This is a genomic window from Barnesiella sp. An55, from assembly GCF_002161555.1.
GTDB classification, from domain to species: Bacteria; Bacteroidota; Bacteroidia; order Bacteroidales; family Barnesiellaceae; genus Barnesiella; species Barnesiella merdipullorum.
Window position 1 is genome coordinate 88,444 of sequence record NZ_NFHZ01000013.1, and the last position, 21,046, is coordinate 109,489.

Sequence of the window (21,046 nt, forward strand, 5' to 3'; positions counted from 1 at the left end):
AGGTTACTTATAAATCTCATACCGTATTTTCAGATATTTCTCAACCCGGTCTTCCACCGGATTGGAGTGTAAACAGTGACAGCCATCGATTTACCGTAGATTCATTACCCACAGGTGAAGGCAAGACTTTGAAAATTTGTGGAGCCCACGATTCCATCACGCCGTCGGTTTTGACATTGACCACACTCCCCGTCAATCGTGAAAACGGGGTTACCTTTTCGATGCGAGTAAAAACGCAATCGGCAAACGACTCGCTGCTAATGGTGGTATCGGCCATGGACACCATGGCCATGCAATGGATAAAAGGCTCTACCGACTGGAAAGATTATACGGTAAGTATTCCCTTGAGTAGCAACAGTCAGATAATGATACCGCAACTCATGTTCCCCGATACCGGGCCTTATTGGATTGCTGAAACGACGGTAGAAATGACCCAGGAGACCTATCCGGCCGAAGAGGACCATGAATTTGATGCAGGCTCGGCTATCCGCGCGATACCCACGGACAAAAACAGCATTGACAAGCTGGTCTTGCTTGGTAAAATCTGGGGATTCCTGAAATACTATCACCCCATGGTTTGCGACGGTCAATATAATTGGGACTATGAATTGTTCCGGTGGTTGCCCGAGATCTTGAAATCCCGGTCTAAAAAAGAGGTCTGTGAATTGGTATTCAACAAAGTCCGTCCCATGGGGCCGTTGGACAAGGGGAATCATATAAAAACCGATTTCCCGGCTTGTGACTCTCTGTACTATTCAATCCCTTCATTCTCCTGGATGAATGAAATCGTTCATCTCCATAAACCTTTATATGACTTGTTGGATTCGATTAAGCATGCCGACCGGACCCAAACTATCCATTACTACAACAAGGGGTTGAGCTCCATGAATTCATTCCCAACAGAGGCCAAATATGGCGACAACCTCTATCCCGATGCAGGCTTTCGGTTGCTGGCCCTTTACCGATATTGGAACATTATAGAATATTTCTACCCCTATCGCAAAGATATTACCGACAAGAGTTGGAACCGTGTTTTAGCCCGGTTTATCCCCTTGTTTGTTCACGCCGAAAATGCAGAAGAGTATCGCTCGACCATCGATTATCTGGGAACCTATCTGAAGGATAATCACACCTCGCGTCAGTATTCCGATTCGATACTGCCCGCTGAGGAGAGGAACTACTATTTACCGGTTTTCTGGGATTTTGTAGAGCAGAAACTTACCGTAACCGATGACTTCGAGGGCCAGACCACGTTGAAAAAAGGCGATGTCGTTTGCCAGATAAACGGTGTGGAGGTAGATGATCTGGTAAAACGATACGCGAGAATAATCAGTGCATCGAACGAACGGTCGCTGCTGTACGCCGTCGCTTTGGATCTTATTCAGCAACAGGATTCCGTTACTGACCTGAATATAAGACGGAATGATAAAACGCTGAAGGTCTCCATATCGGGGTTGACTCCCAAGGAATATTTCCCGCGAAAGGCTAAATCTTTTTCCGACGTGCCTTATTATAAATGGTTATCAGACAGCATCGGCTATTTCTCGCCCATCGGTCAGTACCGTAGCGACAGCCTGCCGCTTGTCATGGCGGAGTTTAAGGATGCCAAAGCTATTGTTATCGATATGCGGAACTATCCCTGTGATTTATTGCATCACATGGCCGATTACCTTCTGCCGCATCGTGTCGGTTGCACCCGTACGACCTCTGTCGTGCCCGATTTCCCGGGAGTTGTCCGGTGGAACGACATTCAATATTTTGGGAAAGAGAACCCCGACTGTTACCCCGGAAAGGTGGTCGTACTCATCAATGAGAAGACCGTGAGCATGGGCGAAAGTATCGTGGCTATTCTACGCCACTGCCCCAATGCCATTCTGGTCGGCTCGCCCACGGCCGGTTCCGACGGCCCCATCTCTACGTTTGTTCTGCCCGGGGCTGTACATGTGAGATTTACCGGCGAGGGATTTTATTTCGCCAACAAGGAAGGCATACAAAACAGGGGCATTTCGCCCGATGTGAATGTGAATGTAACTCAAAAAGGAGTTGCGTCGGATACCGATGAATTGCTGCTGAAAGCCCTTGACATCATAGAATAATACCCTGACCGAGATTGAAGTACGACAGGAAATTTTTCACTATCTTTGTATGAACCCAATTATCGAATAAAATAATCTTTGTTATGAAATATATAGGAGCCCATGTTAGTGCCTCGGGGGGTGTAGAAAATGCCCCGGTAAATGCGCACACTATCGGAGCGAAGGCATTCGCTCTCTTCACCAAGAACCAACGGCAATGGCAATCGCCGCCCCTGTCGCAGAAGAGCATACAACAGTTCCGCGAGAATTGTGCTCAATACGGGTTTGCCCCCGAACATATTCTGCCTCACGACAGCTACCTTATCAATCTGGGGCATCCGCAAGACGAGGGTCTGACCAAGAGCCGGGCGGCATTTCTCGACGAGATGCAACGCTGCGAACAGTTGGGGCTGAAGCTGCTGAACTTCCACCCGGGCAGCCATCTGAAGGAGATCTCGATCGACGAGTGTCTGTCGCGCATTGCCCAGTCGATAAACCTGGCTCTCGAAAAGACCCAGGGGGTAACCGCCGTTATCGAGAATACCGCCGGACAAGGCAGCAACGTAGGATTCCAGTTTGAACACCTGGCTGCCATCATCGATCAGGTAGAGGACAAGAGCCGTGTGGGGGTGTGCATCGATTCGTGCCACGCTTTTGCCGGTGGATACGACTTGGCCACGGCCGAGGGGTATGACCAGACGTGGAAGGATTTTGACCGAATCATCGGGTTCAAATACCTGCGGGGCATGCACCTGAACGATGCCAAAAAGGGTCTGAACTCGCGGGTTGATCGCCACGACAGCCTGGGGGCCGGCGTGTTGGGCATCGGGTTCTTCGAGCGGCTCATGAAAGACCCTCGATTCGACAACATTCCCCTCATCCTCGAGACTCCCGACGAAAATCTGTGGCCCCAGGAGATTGCCCGGCTTTACGAAATGGCTGCCGCACAATAAATGCGTTTTGAGTAGTATGACTGTATAAAATCGACTTGAACAATGAAAAAGATAGCTAAAAACCTGACTGACCTCATTGGGAACACTCCCCTGCTGGAACTCTCGAACTACAACCGCAAACACCAGTTGGAGGCCACGGTCATTGCCAAACTGGAATATTTCAACCCGGCCGGTAGCGAGAAAGACCGCGTAGCCCTCTCGATGATCGACGATGCCGAACGTCGCGGGGTACTGAAACCGCATGCCACCCTTATCGAACCCACAAGCGGCAACACGGGTGTGGGGTTGGCTTTCGTGGCTTCGGCCCGGGGATACCACCTTATACTCACCATGCCCGACACCATGAGCCTCGAGCGTCGCAACCTGCTCAAAGCCTTGGGGGCACAACTGGTACTCACCCCGGGGGCCGAGGGTATGACGGGCGCCATACGCAAGGCGCAGGAGCTGAACGAGAGTATCGAGGGGAGTGTCATCCTGCAACAGTTTGAGAACCCGGCCAACCCGGCCATACATGTAACAACCACCGCCGAGGAGATTTGGCGCGACACGGCTGGCGAAGTCGATATCTTCGTAGCCGGTGTGGGTACCGGCGGTACCGTGAGCGGTGTGGGCCGAGGGCTGAAGAGTCACAACCCGGCCATACGAATCGTGGCTGTAGAACCGGCCGGCTCGCCGGTTCTGTCGGGCGGGAAACCGGGGCCGCATAAACTGCAAGGCATCGGTGCCGGCTTTGTGCCCAAAACCTACGACGCCTCGGTGGTCGATGAGGTAATTCCCGTAGCCGACGACGACGCCATCCGCACCAGTCGCGAACTCACCGCTACCGAGGGTATGCTGGTGGGTATCTCGTCGGGAGCTGCCGCTTTTGCGGCTACCCAGCTGGCCCAACGCCCCGAGAACCGCGGCAAAAACATCGTGGTGCTTCTGCCCGACACGGGCGAACGCTACCTCTCGACCGAGCTCTACGACTTCGAGGGATACAAACTCTAAGGCTACTCTTCGTGAGAGTCGTACCATAACAGAGAGCCCCCGGCAAACAGTTTGTTTGCCGGGGGCTCTCTGTATCTGACGTCCCGAGAGATTGAAAGAGACTTCTCCCGAGTGGCGAATAAAAAACTACCTTCTACTCCCTGCCACTGCGTGCAATCAACTCCCGCAAGCGGGTATTGAATTCGCCCTCGGCCAGCAGCTGCTCTATCGACAAGTGCATGCGATAGCGCCAATAGTGGTGCGGACACGACGGAATATTGATGCGCTCCTCGTCGGGATTCTTGCGTCGCAGACGGCCATCAATCGAAAGCCAGTCTTGCAGAGGAAGAATAGCCAGCATCGAAGGGGCCGAGAGATTGAGGGCCACAATGCGCTCGCAAATCCACGGTTCGCAAGTGGCCGGGGCTTCGCCTGCCTCACCCAGCACCTCGTTGAAGTAGCGTTGCGTGCGGGCCGGGTCCTCTTGCCACCAGCTTCTTATCCCCGACATGTCGTGGGTCGAAGTGGTACATACCGACCGCACCGGGTAACGGCTCACATCGCCAAACTCACAATTCCACTCCTTGGGCATGCGCTGTATCTCGAGCGAGAGAATCTGCAACTGCTGCATCACCTCGGGCACACAGCCGGGTATCATACCCAAGTCTTCGCCGCATACCAGCATGTCGGTCGATTCCACAAGTGCAGGCAGTTTGCGCAGGGCCTCGGCTTTCCAGAAATCGTTGTGCCGCCAGTAGAAGAAATCTTCGTACAGCCGGTCGAAACTGGCCTTCTGGTCGGCATCGAGCGCCTGGTAGGCCTGGGTGCGATTGCCCAGAATACGAGGATGATAATAGCCGGGCATGTCGGGATCTTCGAGGAAGAGCACCTCGTCGAGCAACTTCAGCAGCCCGTCGCGTATCAAGATATTCATCTCGTCGTCGGCACCCGAGAAGTAATCGGCCACCTTGCGCTGGGTGTTCATCATCACATTCAAGTCCCAGCGCCCGTTTCCCTTGTTGACCAGGAAGCGCATCTTCACCTCGTCGGTATAGGGGCCGAAGATATCGTGCAGCGACTCCTCCCGAATGTAAGGTACCGTCTGCCACGAGGCATCGAAGTGAAATCCCTTGCTTGCCAGCTCGTCGGGCGAGAGAGGCATGGCCGAATGGAAGTGCCCCAACAGGCCATGAACGGCATCGAGCGGAATCTCCCAAATGCGGAAGAAGCCCAAAATGTGATCTATGCGATAAGCATCGAAATAGATAGACATATGCCGCAACCGAGCTTTCCACCAGGCATAACCGTCGCGAGCCATCACCTCCCAGTCGTAGGTGGGGAAGCCCCAGTTTTGCCCCTCGATCGAGAAATCGTCGGGGGGAGCTCCCGCCTGGCAATTCATGCGGAAGAGGTCGGGGTTGACCCAGGCATCGACACTGTTGCGACTGATGCCGATGGGGATATCGCCCTTCAGCACCACACCGGCCCGATGGGCATAGTCGCGCACATCGGAGAGTTGCAGATGCAGGTGATACTGTATGTAATAGTAAAAGGCTACCGACCGGTTCCAGGGACTCCACACGGCACAATAGTCGGCAATCATCGACTCGTCGTAGCTGGCAAACTCGCCCCAACGAGTAAAATCGGCTGTCCCGAAACGGTCTCTCAAGCTGCAAAATGCCGCATAGGGCTGCAGCCAAAACTTATTCTCTTTGAAAAAGGTCTTGAATCCTTCGCTCGAGAGAGTATCGTCGCCCTGCTCGTCGAAGAGGAGGTGCAGATACTCCATCTTGGCCCGGTTCACCCGCTCGTAATCGACATCGGCCAGCAGGTTCAGTTCCTTCTGCAAGGTATCGAAACGCGCCTGCTCGGCCTCGTTGCTCAGCCGCCCGACCTCCGACAGGCGCAGGTATTGCGGATGTAACGCAAAAGTCGAATTGGCATTGTAGGGATAGGAATCCCACCAACCTCCGGTGAAAGTTGTATCATTGACCGGCAACAACTGAATGAATGACTGCCCGGTGCGCAAAGCCCAATCGACCAGATATTTCAGGTCGAGAAACTCGCCCGTGCCAAATCCATAGTCGGTGCGCAACGAGAATACGGGAATGGCCGTGCCGGCCCCTTTCCAGGGTTGCTCGGCTCCGTTGAAACGAAGATCCGAAATGACAACGGCCGACGAATGGGGTTGCATCGATTCGCCACACACCTGATTCGCACCCGTTTCCCAAGCCACGACCTCGCGCGGATGAGAACGCACTACCACAAACTTGTATTCAAAGGGTATTTCTACCTGGGCGGCATCGAGGGTGATGTGCCACTCGGGGAAATCGGTATCGTCGAGGACCGGTGCCTGCATGGGATCCCAGTTGCCCAAAGCGGGCGAACTGCCTACCAGGAGCAACTGCTCGTTGGGTCGCAGTTGCGGTGCAAATACCTTGAAGGTGATGGTACCGGCAGCCGGTACCCCGGGTTGTGGCTGGGGATGCTGGCGAAAGAAAATGCCCTGCGTGAAGGCCGATGAATAGAACGGCAGATCATCGGGGCAATCGCGCCAACTGTCGAGCAGCCGATATTCGGCCGCCTTCTTGCCCGGTTCAAAACGATGGGGACGATTCCACTCCCGGCGTACCTCATCGCCCGACTTCACCAGATATCGATACTCAAAAGCGGCTATCGTGGCGGGTACCTCGATCGTGTAGCTCCACAGCCCGTCTCCTTTATAGTCCATTACCACGGCCCGGCTTTCGTCTCCCGCTCCCAGTTGTTCGGTTCCACCCGAGAGCATGAGCGATTCGCCCCAACGGGTGTGGTAATATATCTCAAACGTTATTTTCATTGTTATCCTCTTTTATTGTAAAATTGGAGTCCTAAAGATAGAAAACTTTACAGAGAAACCGACCAACGTGAACTCGCTTTTTCGCGAAAAAAAACGCGGTCTTACCCTAAAAAAAACGGATGTGGGACAGACATCATACAAGAGACTCTGCCCCATCGCCGGTGAGGTCAATCGTTTTCTACTCGCCATGTCGTATCGCGAACCCGTTTCAGATAATTGACCGGTGAATAGCCATATTGCTTTTTGAAGGCTTGCGAAAAGTGCGACCGATTTTTGAACCCAACCCGATAACAGACATCCTGTGCCGATACATCCCCGGCCAGCAACAAACTTTTGGCTGTTTCCAGTCGTCGCTCGGTAATCCACCGCTGAGGCGAGAGGGTACTTATTTTGGCAAAATCGCGCTTGAATGTAGCCAAACTCCGCCCGGTATAAGAGGCAAACTCTCCGAGAGAGAGGTCCTCGGTATAGTTGTTCTCCATAAACTCCATGAGGTCGATTTTCCACACTTCGTTAAAGTCGAACAAAGTGGGATAAAACCGAGAATCTATGGCCAGCAGGGCCATGATAGCCTCACTCACTTTCAACTGCAACCACTCGTGAGTGGGCATCTCATGACTATCGGTATAGGGCAGAAATGAGTCGAAAAGGCTCTTCAGAGCAACCGTCTGCGGCAAAATATTCACCGTCTTTTCTATCGGGGCTATGCCGCGCATCTTCTTACAGGAGCCGGCGATGCGATTGTAATACTCTTTCAACTCCTTGCGCGGGAGGGTAAAGTTGATGCCCCGATAGGGATCTCCCCCGACCGGGACCTTGGTAACATCGATGGAGCAGTCGCGACGAATAAACACATACTGACCGGCTGCGACCTCATCGACCTGTTCTCGCCCGGCAATGACCAACTTGCCCGAGCGCACATATATGATGGAGTGAGCCGGCATGCGATGCTCCACGTGCATGTCGTGCGGAATACTGCAACTCAGCAGAATATCCTCATAGTTGACCAGGTTTTCCATCCTTTCGTTCATAGCACAAAGATAATATGCAACAATCACTTATCGCCTTTCATCTTGAGAAATATTGCTGGCATGGCCGCCGGATTCATGGGTATCATATCGACCAAATCGAGCGACTTGACCATGTGCAGTGTGCCCTGTTTGTAAGTGATGAAGTGCGGGGTCGTGAGGTGATGACGATAGGCCTCGTCATTGGCATAAATCTCCAGGATGCGCACCTGGCATGAGTCGCGCTGTTGTATCATGGGGTATATGGCTATCACGCCCGGTTCTTCACGCACCGAGGTGGCCCCCACCTCCATGGCGGCCGACAGATAGGCATCCCGATACTCGGGGTAGATTTCTATCTCGGAGATGCGTACCAACATGCCGGTATCGGCTTCGGCAACAGCCGGCACGACCACAGAGTCCTCGCGATTGGTCGAGGGCAAGGAAAAGAGGCGGGCTCCATTTTCACTCAAAAACATCGCCTTGTAAGGGGCCAGATCCCTGTCGGTATCCAATGCTGCCGACAACTGTTGCAAATTTTGAGCCAACCGAGAAGCCGGCTGATAGGGATAGTCCGAGCCATAGAGAATATGATCGGGAGTCGTAATGGTGAGCATGGTGCGTATAACCGTGGGCGAAGCGGCTCCTGCCAAGTCGTAATAGAGTCGCGAGAGATTGGATTTGAAATCGATATCGCCAATCAGTCCCTTAGCCTGCAAGGCCGGAAGCAACGCTTTCAGACGAGGCAAGGCCAGCGGCAGAAACGAACCGCAATGCGGCACAACGAACTTGAGGTTGGGATAGCGCACCGGTATGTTACGGGCCAAAAGATTCAGCAGAGCCCGTGTTGTCTCGGCCGGATATTCATAGACTGCCAGCGGAAGGGTGGCAACCAGCGAATCGTTCACCGGCACGGGCCTGTGCGGATGGAGAACAATCACGGCGTTCCGGCTATTCAACACCTCCATCAAGGGGTCGAGGGCCTCGTCGCCCAGGTATTGTCCCCGACTGTTGGTAGCCAGTTTCACCCCATCGGCGCCCAAGGTGTCGAGAGCATAGACAGCCTCGGCCACAGCGGCATCGACATCGGGCAAAGGTAGCGATGCACAAAACCGAAACCGGTCGGGGTGGGCCGACTTCAACCGAGCCCCATACTCGTTGTACAGCCGCACGACTCGCCTACACTCGTCGCCGTCGCCGAAATAGGGCTGCGGTGCGGGCATCGTGAGCACCGAACACTCGATACCGGCACTGTCCATGAATGACAGATGCGAATCGACATCCCATGCCGGCAACGGAAATCCCTCCTCCCTGGCAGCATCGAGTTGCTCGATTACCTCCCGATAGAAAGGGGGTATATTGTGACTATGCACATCTACCACCCCACGTGCCATACCGGCCAAACTACTACTCATCATTGCTAAAAAGAAAAATGTAAATCGTTTCATATCTATGACTGATGCTCTTTGTACTCTTTACCGGCATCGGTACAATGCCCTATGACACTGCCCGTGCGCAAATATTGATAGGTGGGAAACTCGAAAAGTACCGGTTTGAGTCGGTTGTAGTCGAGTTTGCCATTCTCGCCGAGCACGCAATCGTCGGCATAGGTATTGGAGATACTGCAAATAAAGTTCTCAAAACCGTTGCACTCATAGATATCCTCGACTCGACACTCCATGGTCAAGGGCGACTCGCCCACCATAGGCGTTCCATCTTCACCCTCTACACAATTGAACAGAAGGCTCTTATCGGCCTTGTTTCCCGAAACGATTCCGCAATAGTCGGCTTTGGGCAATAGCGCTTCGGTAACTATGTTTACCGACAACCGACGACTCTCTTTGATTCCCGAATTTATATAGTGAGCCCCATACAGACTGACGAGCAACCTGTCGTGTGCAACAATACCTACATGTGCAACCAGGCTCCACGAGGCTTTCCCATTGACCCGGGCACCCACCACTACCACGGGGGTGGGATATAATGCCAATGCATTTCCAATGTTCTTTTTCATCGTTGATCTACGTTTTAAGGATTTGTGTTTCGGTTGCAAAACTAAGACATGAACACCGGGCATACGTTAGTTTACGGCTCATTTATTGTTGGTATGCAGCTCAAAAATACCTATCATCTTCCAAAAACAACTGAAATAACCCTATCGCCCCGAGGTAGTCGTGGTACAGGGATAAAACACTCGGGGGCGAGCTCTGTAAAGAACTCGCCCCCGGGACTTTCATTTCTTATCGTTGTAACCAAATTATTATCCACAACGCGAAGTACCGCACGAGGTACAGATGAGGCACCCCTCTTGATAGATGAGCGTCTCGTTGCCACAGTTGGGACAGGTTTGTCCGCTGGCCTTAGTACCATTGGGCAGGTATTTCTTCAAGGCACGTTCCACACCGTTTTTCCAGCTGTTGATCGACTGGCTGTCGAGCTCGAGACTCGATACCAGCTTGAGCACTTGCGGGATGGGCATACCGTAACGAAGCACACCCGAGATGAGTTTGGCATAGTTCCAATACTCGGGATTGAACTTGTCGGAGAGGCCTTCGATTGTCGTCTTGTATCCACGTTTGTTGGAGAACTGGAAGTCGTAGCGTTTCGTCCCATCGGGGTTCACGGCCTTCACGATCTTACCTTTCACCACATTCTTGGGACAGAAGATACCGTCGTCGTCGTCGGCAAGACCGGTAAATATCTCGTAGGGTTTACCATCTTTCAAGCCCACAAAGGCAATCCATTTCTCCTTGTTGTTCTGGAAGCGAACCACATCGGCCTCCAACTCGATGGGGCGTACCAATGTTTCGGCTTGTGCAGGAACAACGGGTTTCTTCTCTTCTTTCTTGGCCGAGATGAGCACACCCGAGCGGGAACCGTCGCGATAGACCGTGCATCCCTTGCAACCCGAACGCCAAGCTTCGACATAGAGTTCACCTACCATCTCTTCGCTTACATCGGAGGGGAGGTTGATGGTCACGCTTATCGAGTGATCGACCCACTTCTGGATTCGGCCCTGCATGCGCACCTTCTGCAGCCAGTCGATATCGTTGGCCGTAGCCTTGTAATAGGGCGACCGGGCTACGAGGGCATCGACCTCCTCCTGGGTATAGTTCTCTTTCACCTCAATGCCGTTGACCTGCATCCAGGTGATGAATTTATGATGATAAACGACATACTCTTCAAAAGCGTCGCCCGTCTCATCGACATAGTCGATATGCACGGCAGGATCGTTGGGGTTCACTTTGCGACGACGACGATAGACCGGCATGAACACCGGCTCGATACCCGAGGTCGTCTGTGTCATCAAACTCGTGGTGCCCGTGGGAGCAATCGTCAAGCAGGCAATGTTGCGACGACCATACTTGCACATGTCGTTGTAGAGCTCTTCGTCTTCGCCCTTCAATCGTTTGATGAAAGGATTGTTGACCTCTCGGTCGGCGTCGTAAATCGAGAATGCGCCACGCTCCTTGGCCATCATAACCGACGAACGATATGCGGCCAAAGCCAAAGCCCGATGTACCTTCTCGGAGAAGTCGGTGGCCTCTTCGGTCCCGTAACGGAATCCCATAGCGGCTATCATATCGCCCTCGGCGGTCGTTCCCACGCCGGTACGACGACCTTGCAGGGTGCGTTTCTGTATCTTGTACCACAAGTTGAGTTCGGTGCTCTTCACCTCGTCGGTCTCGGGGTCGGACTTGATTTTCTCGATAATCTTGTCGATCTTCTCCATCTCGAGGTCGATAATGTCGTCCATGATGCGTTGTGCCAGCATCACATGTTTGCGGAAGAGGTCAAAGTCGAAATAGGCCTCGGGGGTAAACGGATTTACTACATAGGAGTAGAGGTTGATGGCCAACAGACGGCAACTGTCGTAGGGACAAAGAGGTATCTCGCCACAGGGGTTGGTCGATACGGTCTTGAAACCCAGGTCGGCGTAGCAGTCGGGAACCGACTCTCTGATGATAGTATCCCAAAAGAGAACTCCGGGTTCGGCCGATTTCCAGGCGTTGTGCACGATTTTTTTCCATATAGCTCGTGCATCGACCGTCTTGGTCACCTTGGGATCGGGCGAGTCGATGGGATATTGTTGTACATAGGGCTTGCCGTCGATGGCAGCTTCCATGAAATCGTCGTGAATTTTTACCGAAACATTGGCGCCCGTTACCCGGCCTTCGACCATTTTGGCATCGATAAACGACTCGGAGTCGGGATGCTTGATCGATACCGACAACATCAAGGCTCCGCGGCGACCATCTTGTGCCACCTCACGGGTCGAGTTGGAGTAACGCTCCATAAACGGAACCAACCCCGTAGAGGTGAGGGCCGAGTTCTTCACGGGTGAACCCTTGGGGCGGATGTGCGACAGGTCATGCCCTACTCCACCGCGACGTTTCATCAGCTGTACTTGTTCCTCGTCAATTTTAATGATACCTCCGTATGAATCGGGAGCACCGTCGAGACCAATCACAAAACAGTTGGAGAGCGAACCGATCTGGTAGTTGTTACCGATACCGCTCATGGGACTCCCTTGCGGCACAATGTAGCGGAACGATTTCATCAAATCGAACAGCTCTTGCGACGAAAACGGATTGGGATACTTCTGCTCTATGCGAGCAATCTCATTGGCGATGCGCCAATGCATGTCGTCGGGAGTCTTTTCATAGATATTCCCATACGAATCTTTCAGAGCGTATTTGTTGACCCATACACGGGCAGCCAGCTCATCACCTTTAAAATACTCCAACGATGCTTTGTAGGCTTCGTCATAAGTATAAATCGTTGGTTCCACAAGAGTAAAATGTTTTTCTGTTTATATTAATAAGTTAATTCCCTAAGCAAAGATTTTTTGAAGAAAAGATTTACAGTGCAAGTTTACACAAAACATTCTATATACACAAATAATATCATTTTTAATTATCAACATTTTTCAAAGTTTCCCAATTTGAAATACAAAATTACTGATTATCAAATGTTTAAAAAATCAAGAAATGAGAAAAGTTTTCCATTTTTAAAATCAAGCCCTATACATCGTATAATAAAGCCTGTACCAGGCAAATAGAAAGCTTACCTAAATTTATCTTTCTATTCAATATTATAAAGTAACGGAGTGAAACCGGCACAGCAGCATCGACATGCGATTTCAATAACCTCTTTTTAGATTTTTTATCACAAAGCCAAACTACTTGCATATCCCAACCTTGAAAACTTTCTGTTCCTCGGTTTGCCTCTGCGCTCTCCCTTTCATATCTTTCCAGAAGAAAGGAGGCGGCTCGGTATAGCCAAACTTGAAAAACAAGTTTTTCCGTTTGTCTCTGCTTTCGACTTTCACTATCTTTAGATAAAATAGGATGCGTCTCAGTATAAAAATCAAGCAAGCTTGTTTTTCTGCTTTCGACTTTCACTATCTTTAGATAAAATAGGATGCGTCTCAGTATAAAAATCAAGCAAGCTTGTTTTTCTACTTTCGACTTTCACTATCTTTGTATGCAAGAAAAAATTTATCCTTAGCCCAATTGATCTATGATAACCAATTTGAAAGAGAGACGAACAATAAGACAATACCTCGATAGAGATATCGACGACAGTCTGCTCAACGACCTGCTCGAGACGGCATTCCGCGCCCCCACTACGGGCAATATGCAGGTGTATAGTGTAGTGGTTACCCGTAGCCGGGAAAATAAAGAACGTCTGGCTCCGGCTCACTTCAACCAACCCACGGTGACTCATGCTCCGGTAGTACTTACTTTTTGCGCCGACTTTAATCGCTTTGTGAAATGGTGCGAACTCAATCAGGCCCAACCGGGCTATGACAACTTCCAGTCGTTTGTAACTGCAGCCATCGACGCTCTGCTGGTGGCCCAGCAATTCTGCACGGCAGCCGAACTGGCTGGGTTGGGTTGCTGCTACTTGGGGACTACAACCTACAATGCCCCTCAAATTGCCGAGGCTTTGCAACTGCCCCGCCTCGTGATTCCCATCACAACTCTCACCGTGGGCTACCCGGCCGACATGCCGGCTCAGGTCGATCGATTGCCCCTCGAGGCGATTGTTCACCACGAGACGTATCGCGACTATACCCCTGAAGATATACGACGACTCTATGCCGAAAAAGAGAGTCTGCCCGAGAACCGTCAGTTTGTGGCCGAAAATCACAAGGAGAGCCTGGCCCAGGTCTTCACCGATATACGTTACACTCGCGAGAACAACGAGCTGTTCTCCAAAATCTATCTCGACTTTATTGTAAAGCAGGGTTTCAAACTGCCCGAGTAATCCCAATTACACAGGACTGTAAAACGACAAAAGGAAAGCCTCGCGATATGTTATCGCGAGGCTTTCCTTTTTATTCTATGTTCTTAAACTATCCTTGTATGCGCTGCTCAATCTCCTCGAGATCGGTTTTCAGTTTCTTATCGACCGCTATCTGATCGGCAATGGTCTTGCAGGCATGGAGTACGGTAGCATGGTCTTTCTTACCCAACACATCACCTATCCCGGCAAGCGAAAGAGTGGTGTATTTCTTGGCCAGATACATCGATATCTGTCGAGCAACGACCACCTCTCTCTTGCGCGTGCGAGCCAGCAAACGCGAAGCATCCAAGCCATAGTATCCGCAAACCGCCTCTTTGATCATGTCGATTGTGATTTGCTTCTGCACCATCTTCACACTGGCAGCCAGCACCTGGTCGGCCATCTCGATCGAAATCTCCTTTTTCAAGACACTCGAGCGAACCATAAGCGACACGATTACACCCTCGAGGTCACGCACATTATCGGTCACGTTGCGAGCGATGTAGTCGATAACCTCTTCGTCGATGGTCAGACCGTCGCGATGTACCTTGCTCATGAGGATATCGTAGCGCAACTTGTAGTCGGGACGCTCAACCTCGGCCGTCAAGCCCCATTTGAAACGGGTCAAGAGGCGCGATACCATCCCCACCAACTCGACCGGCGGACGATCGCAGGTAAGTACCAGTTGCTTGTTGCTCTGATGCAGGTGGTTGAATATATGGAAAAAGGTATTCTGCGTTTGGGTCTTCCCGGCAAACTCCTGGATATCGTCCATCAACAGCACATCGATGCTTTGGTAGAAACTGATAAAGTCGTTTACCCGGTTGTTGCGGACGGCATCGGTATATTGTACCAGGAAATCGTGTGCCGACAGATAGAGTACCCGTGCAGCGGGATTATTCTCCTTGATGCGCAAGCCAATAGCCTGAATCAAGTGGGTCTTCCCCACCCCCGACTCACCAAAGAGGAAGAGGGGGTTGAAGGTGTTGCGACCGGGATTGGCGGCAATCGACTCGGCTGCAGTACGCGCCAACATGTTGCTTGCCCCCTGATAGTAGCTTTCAAAAGTGTAAATCGGGTTCAGGCGGGGGTCGAGCTCATCATATACGCGTTGCTTGAAAGGGTCCAAAAGGTCGGGCATCGTCTGCTGCATTTGCTTGACAGCAGTCGATTTGGTCGTGGCCGAAAGATCGACCGTAGCCTCGGGCTGACGGACTATCTGCACACGATATACCAACTTTACGTTTGCCCCGTAAACTCGAGGCAAAACCTTCTTCAGCAGGTTGAGGTAGTGCTCCTCAATCTGCTCTATCACGAAATGTGAAGGGACAAGCAAAGTCAACACATTATCGTCGTCAACGCCCAAAGAGGTGATAGGTTTGAACAAACTGTCAAACGCCTCCTGGTTTATGTTGTCTTTGATAATTGTTAGACATTGGTCCCACAACTGCACGTGTTGTTCTGAACCCATTTTATGTAAATCTTCTATCAAAAAACTTTTGCGTTTACAAAATTCAAATTATTTTTCCTCAAAAACAAATCGAAAAATATTTGCATTTTACATTTCGATTACAAGCGGTTGATTTCAAAGTTCTTATAAAGAGACTCCTTTCAACAAATTTTTTCAATCCCCAAAAATTATCATTACTTTATTTTTCAAGCACTTACACCTGCATTATACTTTCCGGCTCATATTTTTCCACGCCTTCAGAAAGGGGCTATAAACCCCTATAAGGGTAACTTTGGGAAAATTACAAAAAAAATTACGGCTACTCTCTTATTTAGAATAGTTATAAATAAGAAAATTCATTCACATATTAAAACAATGAGAAATGAACATACCGCTTAGGATTGAGCCGCAAATCAATCATAAGCGAATCGACGCTTCCCAATACCCCATTGGCTCGATCGTAGAGTGCACGGTCGTTCAACAGCAGGCCCAAACTGTTGTCGGGCGAGGTGAGTCGCGAGGTGATTTGTTGCAAATTGTAACTGGTCTTTTGCACCGAAGCCATGGTCGATTGCAACGGCAGGGTGTTGAGTGTGTCGGAGAACTGATTGATTTGTGCCGTAATGCCTTGCACGTTGTCGAGAATCACAGGCACATCGTTTTGCATCATACCCGAGAGCTGGGCCGACGAGCGCTCCAGATTGGCCGTAATGTGGTCGATACGTTTCACCGACGAGGCCAATGCCGGGTCGTTGACCAGAATTTGCAACCCGGTGATGATACTGTCGAGCTTGGGTAACAGCACGGCTACCTGAGGCAACAGATCGGCCTGGAGACTCTGCATCAGCCCCGACTTCACTTCGCCCTGCAACAGAGCGCCATGCTCGTAATATTCGCTCACATGGGGATTCAAGTCGATGACTACCGACGAAGTTCCCAACATATCGGTCTCGAGATAGACCCGGCTATCGACCGGTATCTTCAATTTCTTATCGAGATTCAACAATACCTTTATTGTTTGATTCGTGTCATAATCATACACGATTTCCTGCACGAGCCCCACCTTGTAACCATCGATCGTTACCGGTGCCGACTGAGCCAAACCGGCCACACTGGGGAACTGTACATAATAGTAATTGGAGGGTTTCATCACATTGATGCCCTTCAAATAGTTGATGCCTACATACAGAATCAAGATACTGATAAGAACCGACAATGCGATCTTAGCTTCTTTTCCAAACCACTTTTTCATAATTGTCTTTTTAATTGGGAAATCTTCTTGTCTCTCACTTTACACGCTTTCCGTCACGGAACTGTATGATAAAGGCATCGCGAAACAACGACTTCACCTTTTTATATTGTTTTTGTATATCATCTCGACTGGTCGATTTCCCGTAGGTATATTTGTACATACCTCCATCTTTGTATGACTCGACCGGCGAGAGTCCTTTGAACTCTTTGGAATTGGCTGGCAACTTGCGGGGCAATGCCATAAACTGTACCTTATAATAGGTAACACCCGAAGCGTCGTCTTGTTCGGCTGGCGAGGGCTTGGTTTCCCGAGGCTCGGGTTTCGTTTCGGGCTCATCGACAGCAGGTGCTGGAGTCGGTGCAGGCGCCGGAGTCGGTGTCGATGTGGCCGGGGCAGAACTCTTGCGTGAGTTTTGCTTGCGATCATAGTCCGACTTGTATTTGACAAAGGCATTATAGATGGCCTGGGCCATTTTGGTCTGCCCGCTATCTGAGGTAAGGAAACGCTCTTGCGTGGGGTTACAGATAAAATCGAGCTCGACCAGTACGGCCGGCATGCTGGTCTTGGCCAATACCCAGAACCCGGCCTGCCGCACACCGCGATCGACCCGATTGGCTACCGACACAAACTCATGCTGTATGTCTGAGGCAAAGTTGATACTCTGCTCCATGTGCTTGTATTGCATGAACTCAAAGATGATATACGACTCGGTCGAGTTGGGATCGAAACCTTCGTAACGGGTCGAAAAGTCGCTCTCGAGATAGATTACCGAGTTCTCACGCTTGGCCACCTCGAGGTTCTCTTTGCTGCGGTGCAGACCCAGGGTCCAGGTAGAGGCGCCGGCTACCGTCTTGCGATTGGGCGATTTCTTGTCGATCGAGTTGGTATGAATCGAGATAAACAGGTCGCCTTCCACACGGTTGGCCTTGTTGGCCCGCTCCTGCAAAGTGAGGTAAACATCTTTATCGCGGGTATAAACCACCTTCACACCCGGCACATTGTTGGAGACCATGCGCCCCAGTTTCAAAGCGACGCCCAGGTTGATATCCTTCTCCTTGGCCTTGTTGCCAAGAGCTCCGGCATCACGCCCCCCGTGACCGGCATCGATTACCAGCACAAAGTCCTTCGCCGAGGCTACCGAGAGTCCGAGCAAAAGAGCAAAAAAGAGGGAGAGCATCCTCCTCAAGCCATATGAATGTTTCATAAATTTATAAACTGTCATTAAAAGAATCCCGACAAGTCGGGCTCTTCGTCCCTTGCGAAGATTGGGCCGACCGGGGTCCTGGAAGTTGCAGGCACGAAACCCGGCCAAGGTTTCGCCTATTCTCGCATTTTACCAAATGCAAAGGTATAAATAATGAGTGAAAAAAGTGTCAAATTCAAAGAGATTTATTCCCTTATACTCAAATTGTAAAACTGGTTTCTTCCTGCTGGGTTTCTCGAAAGAAAAAAGTATTTTTGCAAAAATGAGACGATAAAAAAACTTTTATCATGATGCGTTTCCACAAACTGAACAGCTATGCGATGGCGATATGCCTGCTCTGCGCGCTCGTTGTCGCCTGCAACGGAAGGGCTTCGACGGCCCAGACATCGGTCATCGACAGCTGCACCGTGACTATCGAGCGATTCGACCGCGAATTACCTGCCTATGCACAGGAGTCCGACACGGCAGCGGCCGCCGTTTTTCGAGAGAAATACGACCCGTTTTTCCCCATCTACTGCCGGCAAATACTAGGACTGGGCGATGCTCCGGCGTTCAAGGAGGGGCTGCATATGTTCCTCACACACGAGGCCATTGCCAAACTCTATGCCGACACCGAATCGCAATTTGCCAACGACACGACCTGGACTACCGACCTGCAACAGGCCTTCGCCCGCTACAGCCAGCAATTTCCTCAAGGTACCCTGCCCCGCCTGCTCACGCATGTATCGGGACTGAACCAGTCGATCATCACCATCGACTCACTGCTCTCCATCTCGCTCGACTGCTACCTGGGTGCCGGCTATCCCCTCTATGAGCAACGCTATTATATATATGAGAGGCCCCTGCACGAGAGCAATCGCATCGCCTACGACGCCCTGGAAGTGTGGCTGCGCACCTGCTATCCCTACCAGTCGAAACGGAATGCACTGCTCGACCGCATGGTATATGAGGGAAAAATTCTTTATGCCCTCACCTCGATATTTTCACAGGCCGACGTGTATCGGCTCCTGGGCTATACCGACGAGCAGGCTCAATGGTGCCAGACCAACGAGGCCGAGATATGGCGGCAAATCATAGCCCGCAAACACCTGTTCAACACCGAGTCGATGCTCATCCACAAATACATAGAACCGGCCCCGTTTGTTGCCGACTTGAACCAGGACTCTCCCGGACGGCTGGGCCGATGGATAGGCTACCAGATTGTCGAGCGATATGCCCGGGCCAAGAAGATGAGCGCGGCCGAACTGCTGGCTACCCCCGACAACGCCGGTGAGATATTGACCGAATCGAAGTACAACGGATAACCTCTTTTTGAGAACTTATGAAAAGACTATACGGATTGGTGGGATATCCCCTGGGGCACTCCTTTTCCCGCGCATTTTTCCAGGAGAAGTTTGAGCGTGAAGGGATAGACGCCTCATACGAAAATTTCGAAATGGCCTCCCTCGACGGCCTGCGCCAACTCATCGCCGAGCGTGAGGAGTTGTGCGGATTGAATGTGACGATACCCTACAAGACCGAGGTTATCGCCCTGCTCGACGAACTGGACGACCAAGCCCGCGAGATTGGTGCCGTGAATGTGATTCAGATTACACGACGCCCCGGCGGTCAAGTGTGGCTCAAAGGGTACAACAGCGACATCATCGGGTTCACCCGGTCAATCGCCCCGCTCATCGACGACGACATGCGACAAGCCCTTATCCTGGGCACCGGCGGTGCCTCAAAAGCGGTCTATGCCGGGCTGAAGTCGCTGCATATCGATGCTACCTTTGTCTCGCGCAAACGGCGCGGCGACATCATCGCCTACGACGACCTCACCCCCCACCTGATGGCCAGCCACCGCATCGTCGTCAACACCACTCCGCTGGGCATGTATCCCCATACCGACGAGTGCCCCCGTATTCCCTACGAGGCACTCACCCCCGGGCACCTCTGCTACGACCTCATCTACAACCCCGAGGTAACCCGCTTTCTCGACCTGTCGGCCCGACAGGGATGCACCACCAAAAACGGCACCGAGATGCTGCATCTCCAGGCATTGGCGGCCTGGGACATTTGGAACGAATCACCCACAAGTCTCCCCGCATTATGATAGATTTCAGATTAAAAGTATTTTGCAGCGTAGCCCACAACCTCAGCTTTACCAAAGCATCGAAAGAGCTGTATGTGAGCCAGCCTGCCATCAGCAAACACATACAGGAACTCGAGGCCGAATACAGCACCCGACTCTTTGAGCGCATGGGCACCCACATTACCCTCACGCCCGAGGGCGAACTGCTTCTGACTCATGCCGAAAAGATCCTCTCGCACTACAAGCAGCTCGACTTTGAGATGAATCTGCTCACCCAGCGGCACATCGGGGAGTTGCGGCTGGGAGCCAGCACCACCATTGCCCAATATGTATTGCCGCCCTACCTGGCCACGTTCAGTCAGAAATTCAGACAGATAAAGCTATCGCTTATCAACGGGAACACCCGCGACATCGAGCGAGCTGTCGAAGAGAGCCGCATCGACCTGGGACTCATCGAGGGGGTGAGCCGGCAGAATCACCTGCACTACACCCCTTTCATGCGCGACGAACTGGTGTGTATCGCCAGCACCCGCAGTAAACTGGCCCGGCTCGAAGAGATTTCGCTCGACGAGTTGCGGCAACTGCCTCTGGTCATTCGCGAAAGCGGCTCGGGCAGCCTCGAGGTTTTCGAAAAAGCACTGGCTCAAAAGCAGCTGAAGCTGTCGCAATTCAATGTCGTCATGCAGCTGGGTACGACCGAGGGCATCAAACGGTTCCTCTACAACACCGACAGCGTGGGCATGATGTCGATACAAGCCGTATCGACCGAGATTGCCGACGGCCGACTGAAAGTTATCGAGGTGACCGACTTCGCTTGCGAACGAGAGTTCTGCTTTGTGCAGAATGCCGGGCAAACCGGAGGCTTGGCCTCGGACTTCATGCGCTACATGACCCGCAGATTCTGACCGCCGATCGCCCCTTGCTTCACCTTTTGT

At 51.6% G+C, this 21,046-nt stretch carries 16 protein-coding genes; 7 read left to right on the forward strand and 9 right to left on the reverse strand.

Annotation, left to right across the window (positions count from 1 at the left end; translation table 11 throughout):
- Window positions 1-221 precede the first annotated feature (221 nt).
- The 3 genes from B5G10_RS09035 (at window position 222) to cysK (ending at window position 4,018) form a co-directional block, all read left to right on the forward strand.
- Window positions 222-2,096: a S41 family peptidase gene (locus tag B5G10_RS09035; RefSeq protein ID WP_158098807.1), complete on the forward strand. Its 1,875-nt coding sequence runs from the start codon at window positions 222-224 to the stop codon at window positions 2,094-2,096.
- An 83-nt stretch (window positions 2,097-2,179) separates the two neighbouring features.
- Window positions 2,180-3,028, forward strand: coding sequence for a deoxyribonuclease IV (nfo, locus tag B5G10_RS09040; RefSeq protein WP_087424412.1), 849 nt, complete (start codon window positions 2,180-2,182; stop codon window positions 3,026-3,028).
- Between the two features lie 42 nt (window positions 3,029-3,070).
- Entirely contained in the window at window positions 3,071-4,018 is a 948-nt protein-coding gene (gene cysK / locus B5G10_RS09045; protein WP_087424413.1) for a cysteine synthase A, read from the forward strand.
- A 133-nt stretch (window positions 4,019-4,151) separates the two neighbouring features.
- Here the strand turns inward: cysK and B5G10_RS09050 are convergent, their stop codons facing one another.
- From B5G10_RS09050 to B5G10_RS12595, 6 genes are all read right to left on the reverse strand, one after another.
- Window positions 4,152-6,836 carry a 4-alpha-glucanotransferase gene (locus tag B5G10_RS09050; protein WP_087424414.1) on the reverse strand — a complete coding sequence of 895 codons (2,685 nt, stop codon included), beginning with the start codon at window positions 6,834-6,836 and terminating at the stop codon, window positions 4,152-4,154.
- A 167-nt stretch (window positions 6,837-7,003) separates the two neighbouring features.
- On the reverse strand, window positions 7,004-7,867 hold the full coding sequence (locus tag B5G10_RS09055) for an AraC family transcriptional regulator (RefSeq protein ID WP_087424415.1): 864 nt from the start codon (window positions 7,865-7,867) through the stop codon (window positions 7,004-7,006).
- Window positions 7,868-7,890: 23 nt separating this feature from the next.
- Window positions 7,891-9,291 (reverse strand): amidohydrolase family protein, encoded by a 1,401-nt coding sequence (locus tag B5G10_RS09060; RefSeq protein WP_087424416.1) that lies wholly within the window; start codon window positions 9,289-9,291, stop codon window positions 7,891-7,893.
- Window positions 9,292-9,293: 2 nt separating this feature from the next.
- Window positions 9,294-9,857, reverse strand: coding sequence for a flavin reductase family protein (locus tag B5G10_RS09065; RefSeq protein ID WP_087424417.1), 564 nt, complete (start codon window positions 9,855-9,857; stop codon window positions 9,294-9,296).
- Window positions 9,858-10,103: 246 nt separating this feature from the next.
- The gene (locus tag B5G10_RS09070) at window positions 10,104-12,635 is read right to left on the reverse strand and encodes an adenosylcobalamin-dependent ribonucleoside-diphosphate reductase (RefSeq protein ID WP_087424418.1); all 2,532 of its coding nucleotides are present in this window, start codon (window positions 12,633-12,635) and stop codon (window positions 10,104-10,106) included.
- Window positions 12,636-12,867: 232 nt separating this feature from the next.
- Complete coding sequence (locus B5G10_RS12595; RefSeq protein WP_143241106.1) at window positions 12,868-13,248, reverse strand: hypothetical protein; 381 nt, start codon at window positions 13,246-13,248, stop codon at window positions 12,868-12,870.
- Window positions 13,249-13,366: 118 nt separating this feature from the next.
- On the opposite strand from B5G10_RS12595, the gene B5G10_RS09080 reads away from it, so the two are divergent.
- Window positions 13,367-14,116, forward strand: coding sequence for a nitroreductase family protein (locus tag B5G10_RS09080; RefSeq protein WP_087424420.1), 750 nt, complete (start codon window positions 13,367-13,369; stop codon window positions 14,114-14,116).
- Between the two features lie 88 nt (window positions 14,117-14,204).
- On the opposite strand, the gene dnaA is transcribed toward B5G10_RS09080, so the two are convergent.
- The 3 genes from dnaA to B5G10_RS09095 form a co-directional block, all read right to left on the reverse strand.
- The gene (gene dnaA / locus B5G10_RS09085; protein WP_087424421.1) at window positions 14,205-15,605 is read right to left on the reverse strand and encodes a chromosomal replication initiator protein DnaA; all 1,401 of its coding nucleotides are present in this window, start codon (window positions 15,603-15,605) and stop codon (window positions 14,205-14,207) included.
- Between the two features lie 346 nt (window positions 15,606-15,951).
- A complete protein-coding gene (locus B5G10_RS09090; RefSeq protein ID WP_087424422.1) occupies window positions 15,952-16,836 on the reverse strand; it encodes an MlaD family protein in 885 nt (294 codons plus the stop codon).
- A 34-nt stretch (window positions 16,837-16,870) separates the two neighbouring features.
- Window positions 16,871-18,040, reverse strand: coding sequence for an N-acetylmuramoyl-L-alanine amidase (locus B5G10_RS09095; RefSeq protein WP_087424437.1), 1,170 nt, complete (start codon window positions 18,038-18,040; stop codon window positions 16,871-16,873).
- 287 nt (window positions 18,041-18,327) lie between these two features.
- Here B5G10_RS09095 and B5G10_RS09100 point away from each other — a divergent pair, with 287 nt between their 5' ends.
- The 3 genes from B5G10_RS09100 to B5G10_RS09110 are packed head-to-tail and all read left to right on the forward strand — an operon-like array spanning window position 18,328 to window position 21,016.
- On the forward strand, window positions 18,328-19,344 hold the full coding sequence (locus tag B5G10_RS09100; RefSeq protein WP_087424423.1) for a hypothetical protein: 1,017 nt from the start codon (window positions 18,328-18,330) through the stop codon (window positions 19,342-19,344).
- Between the two features lie 17 nt (window positions 19,345-19,361).
- Entirely contained in the window at window positions 19,362-20,132 is a 771-nt protein-coding gene (locus B5G10_RS09105; protein WP_087424424.1) for a shikimate dehydrogenase, read from the forward strand.
- Window positions 20,129-21,016 (forward strand): LysR family transcriptional regulator, encoded by an 888-nt coding sequence (locus B5G10_RS09110; protein ID WP_087424425.1) that lies wholly within the window; start codon window positions 20,129-20,131, stop codon window positions 21,014-21,016. Before B5G10_RS09105 ends, B5G10_RS09110 begins: the two co-directional genes overlap by 4 nt.
- Window positions 21,017-21,046 lie beyond the last annotated feature (30 nt).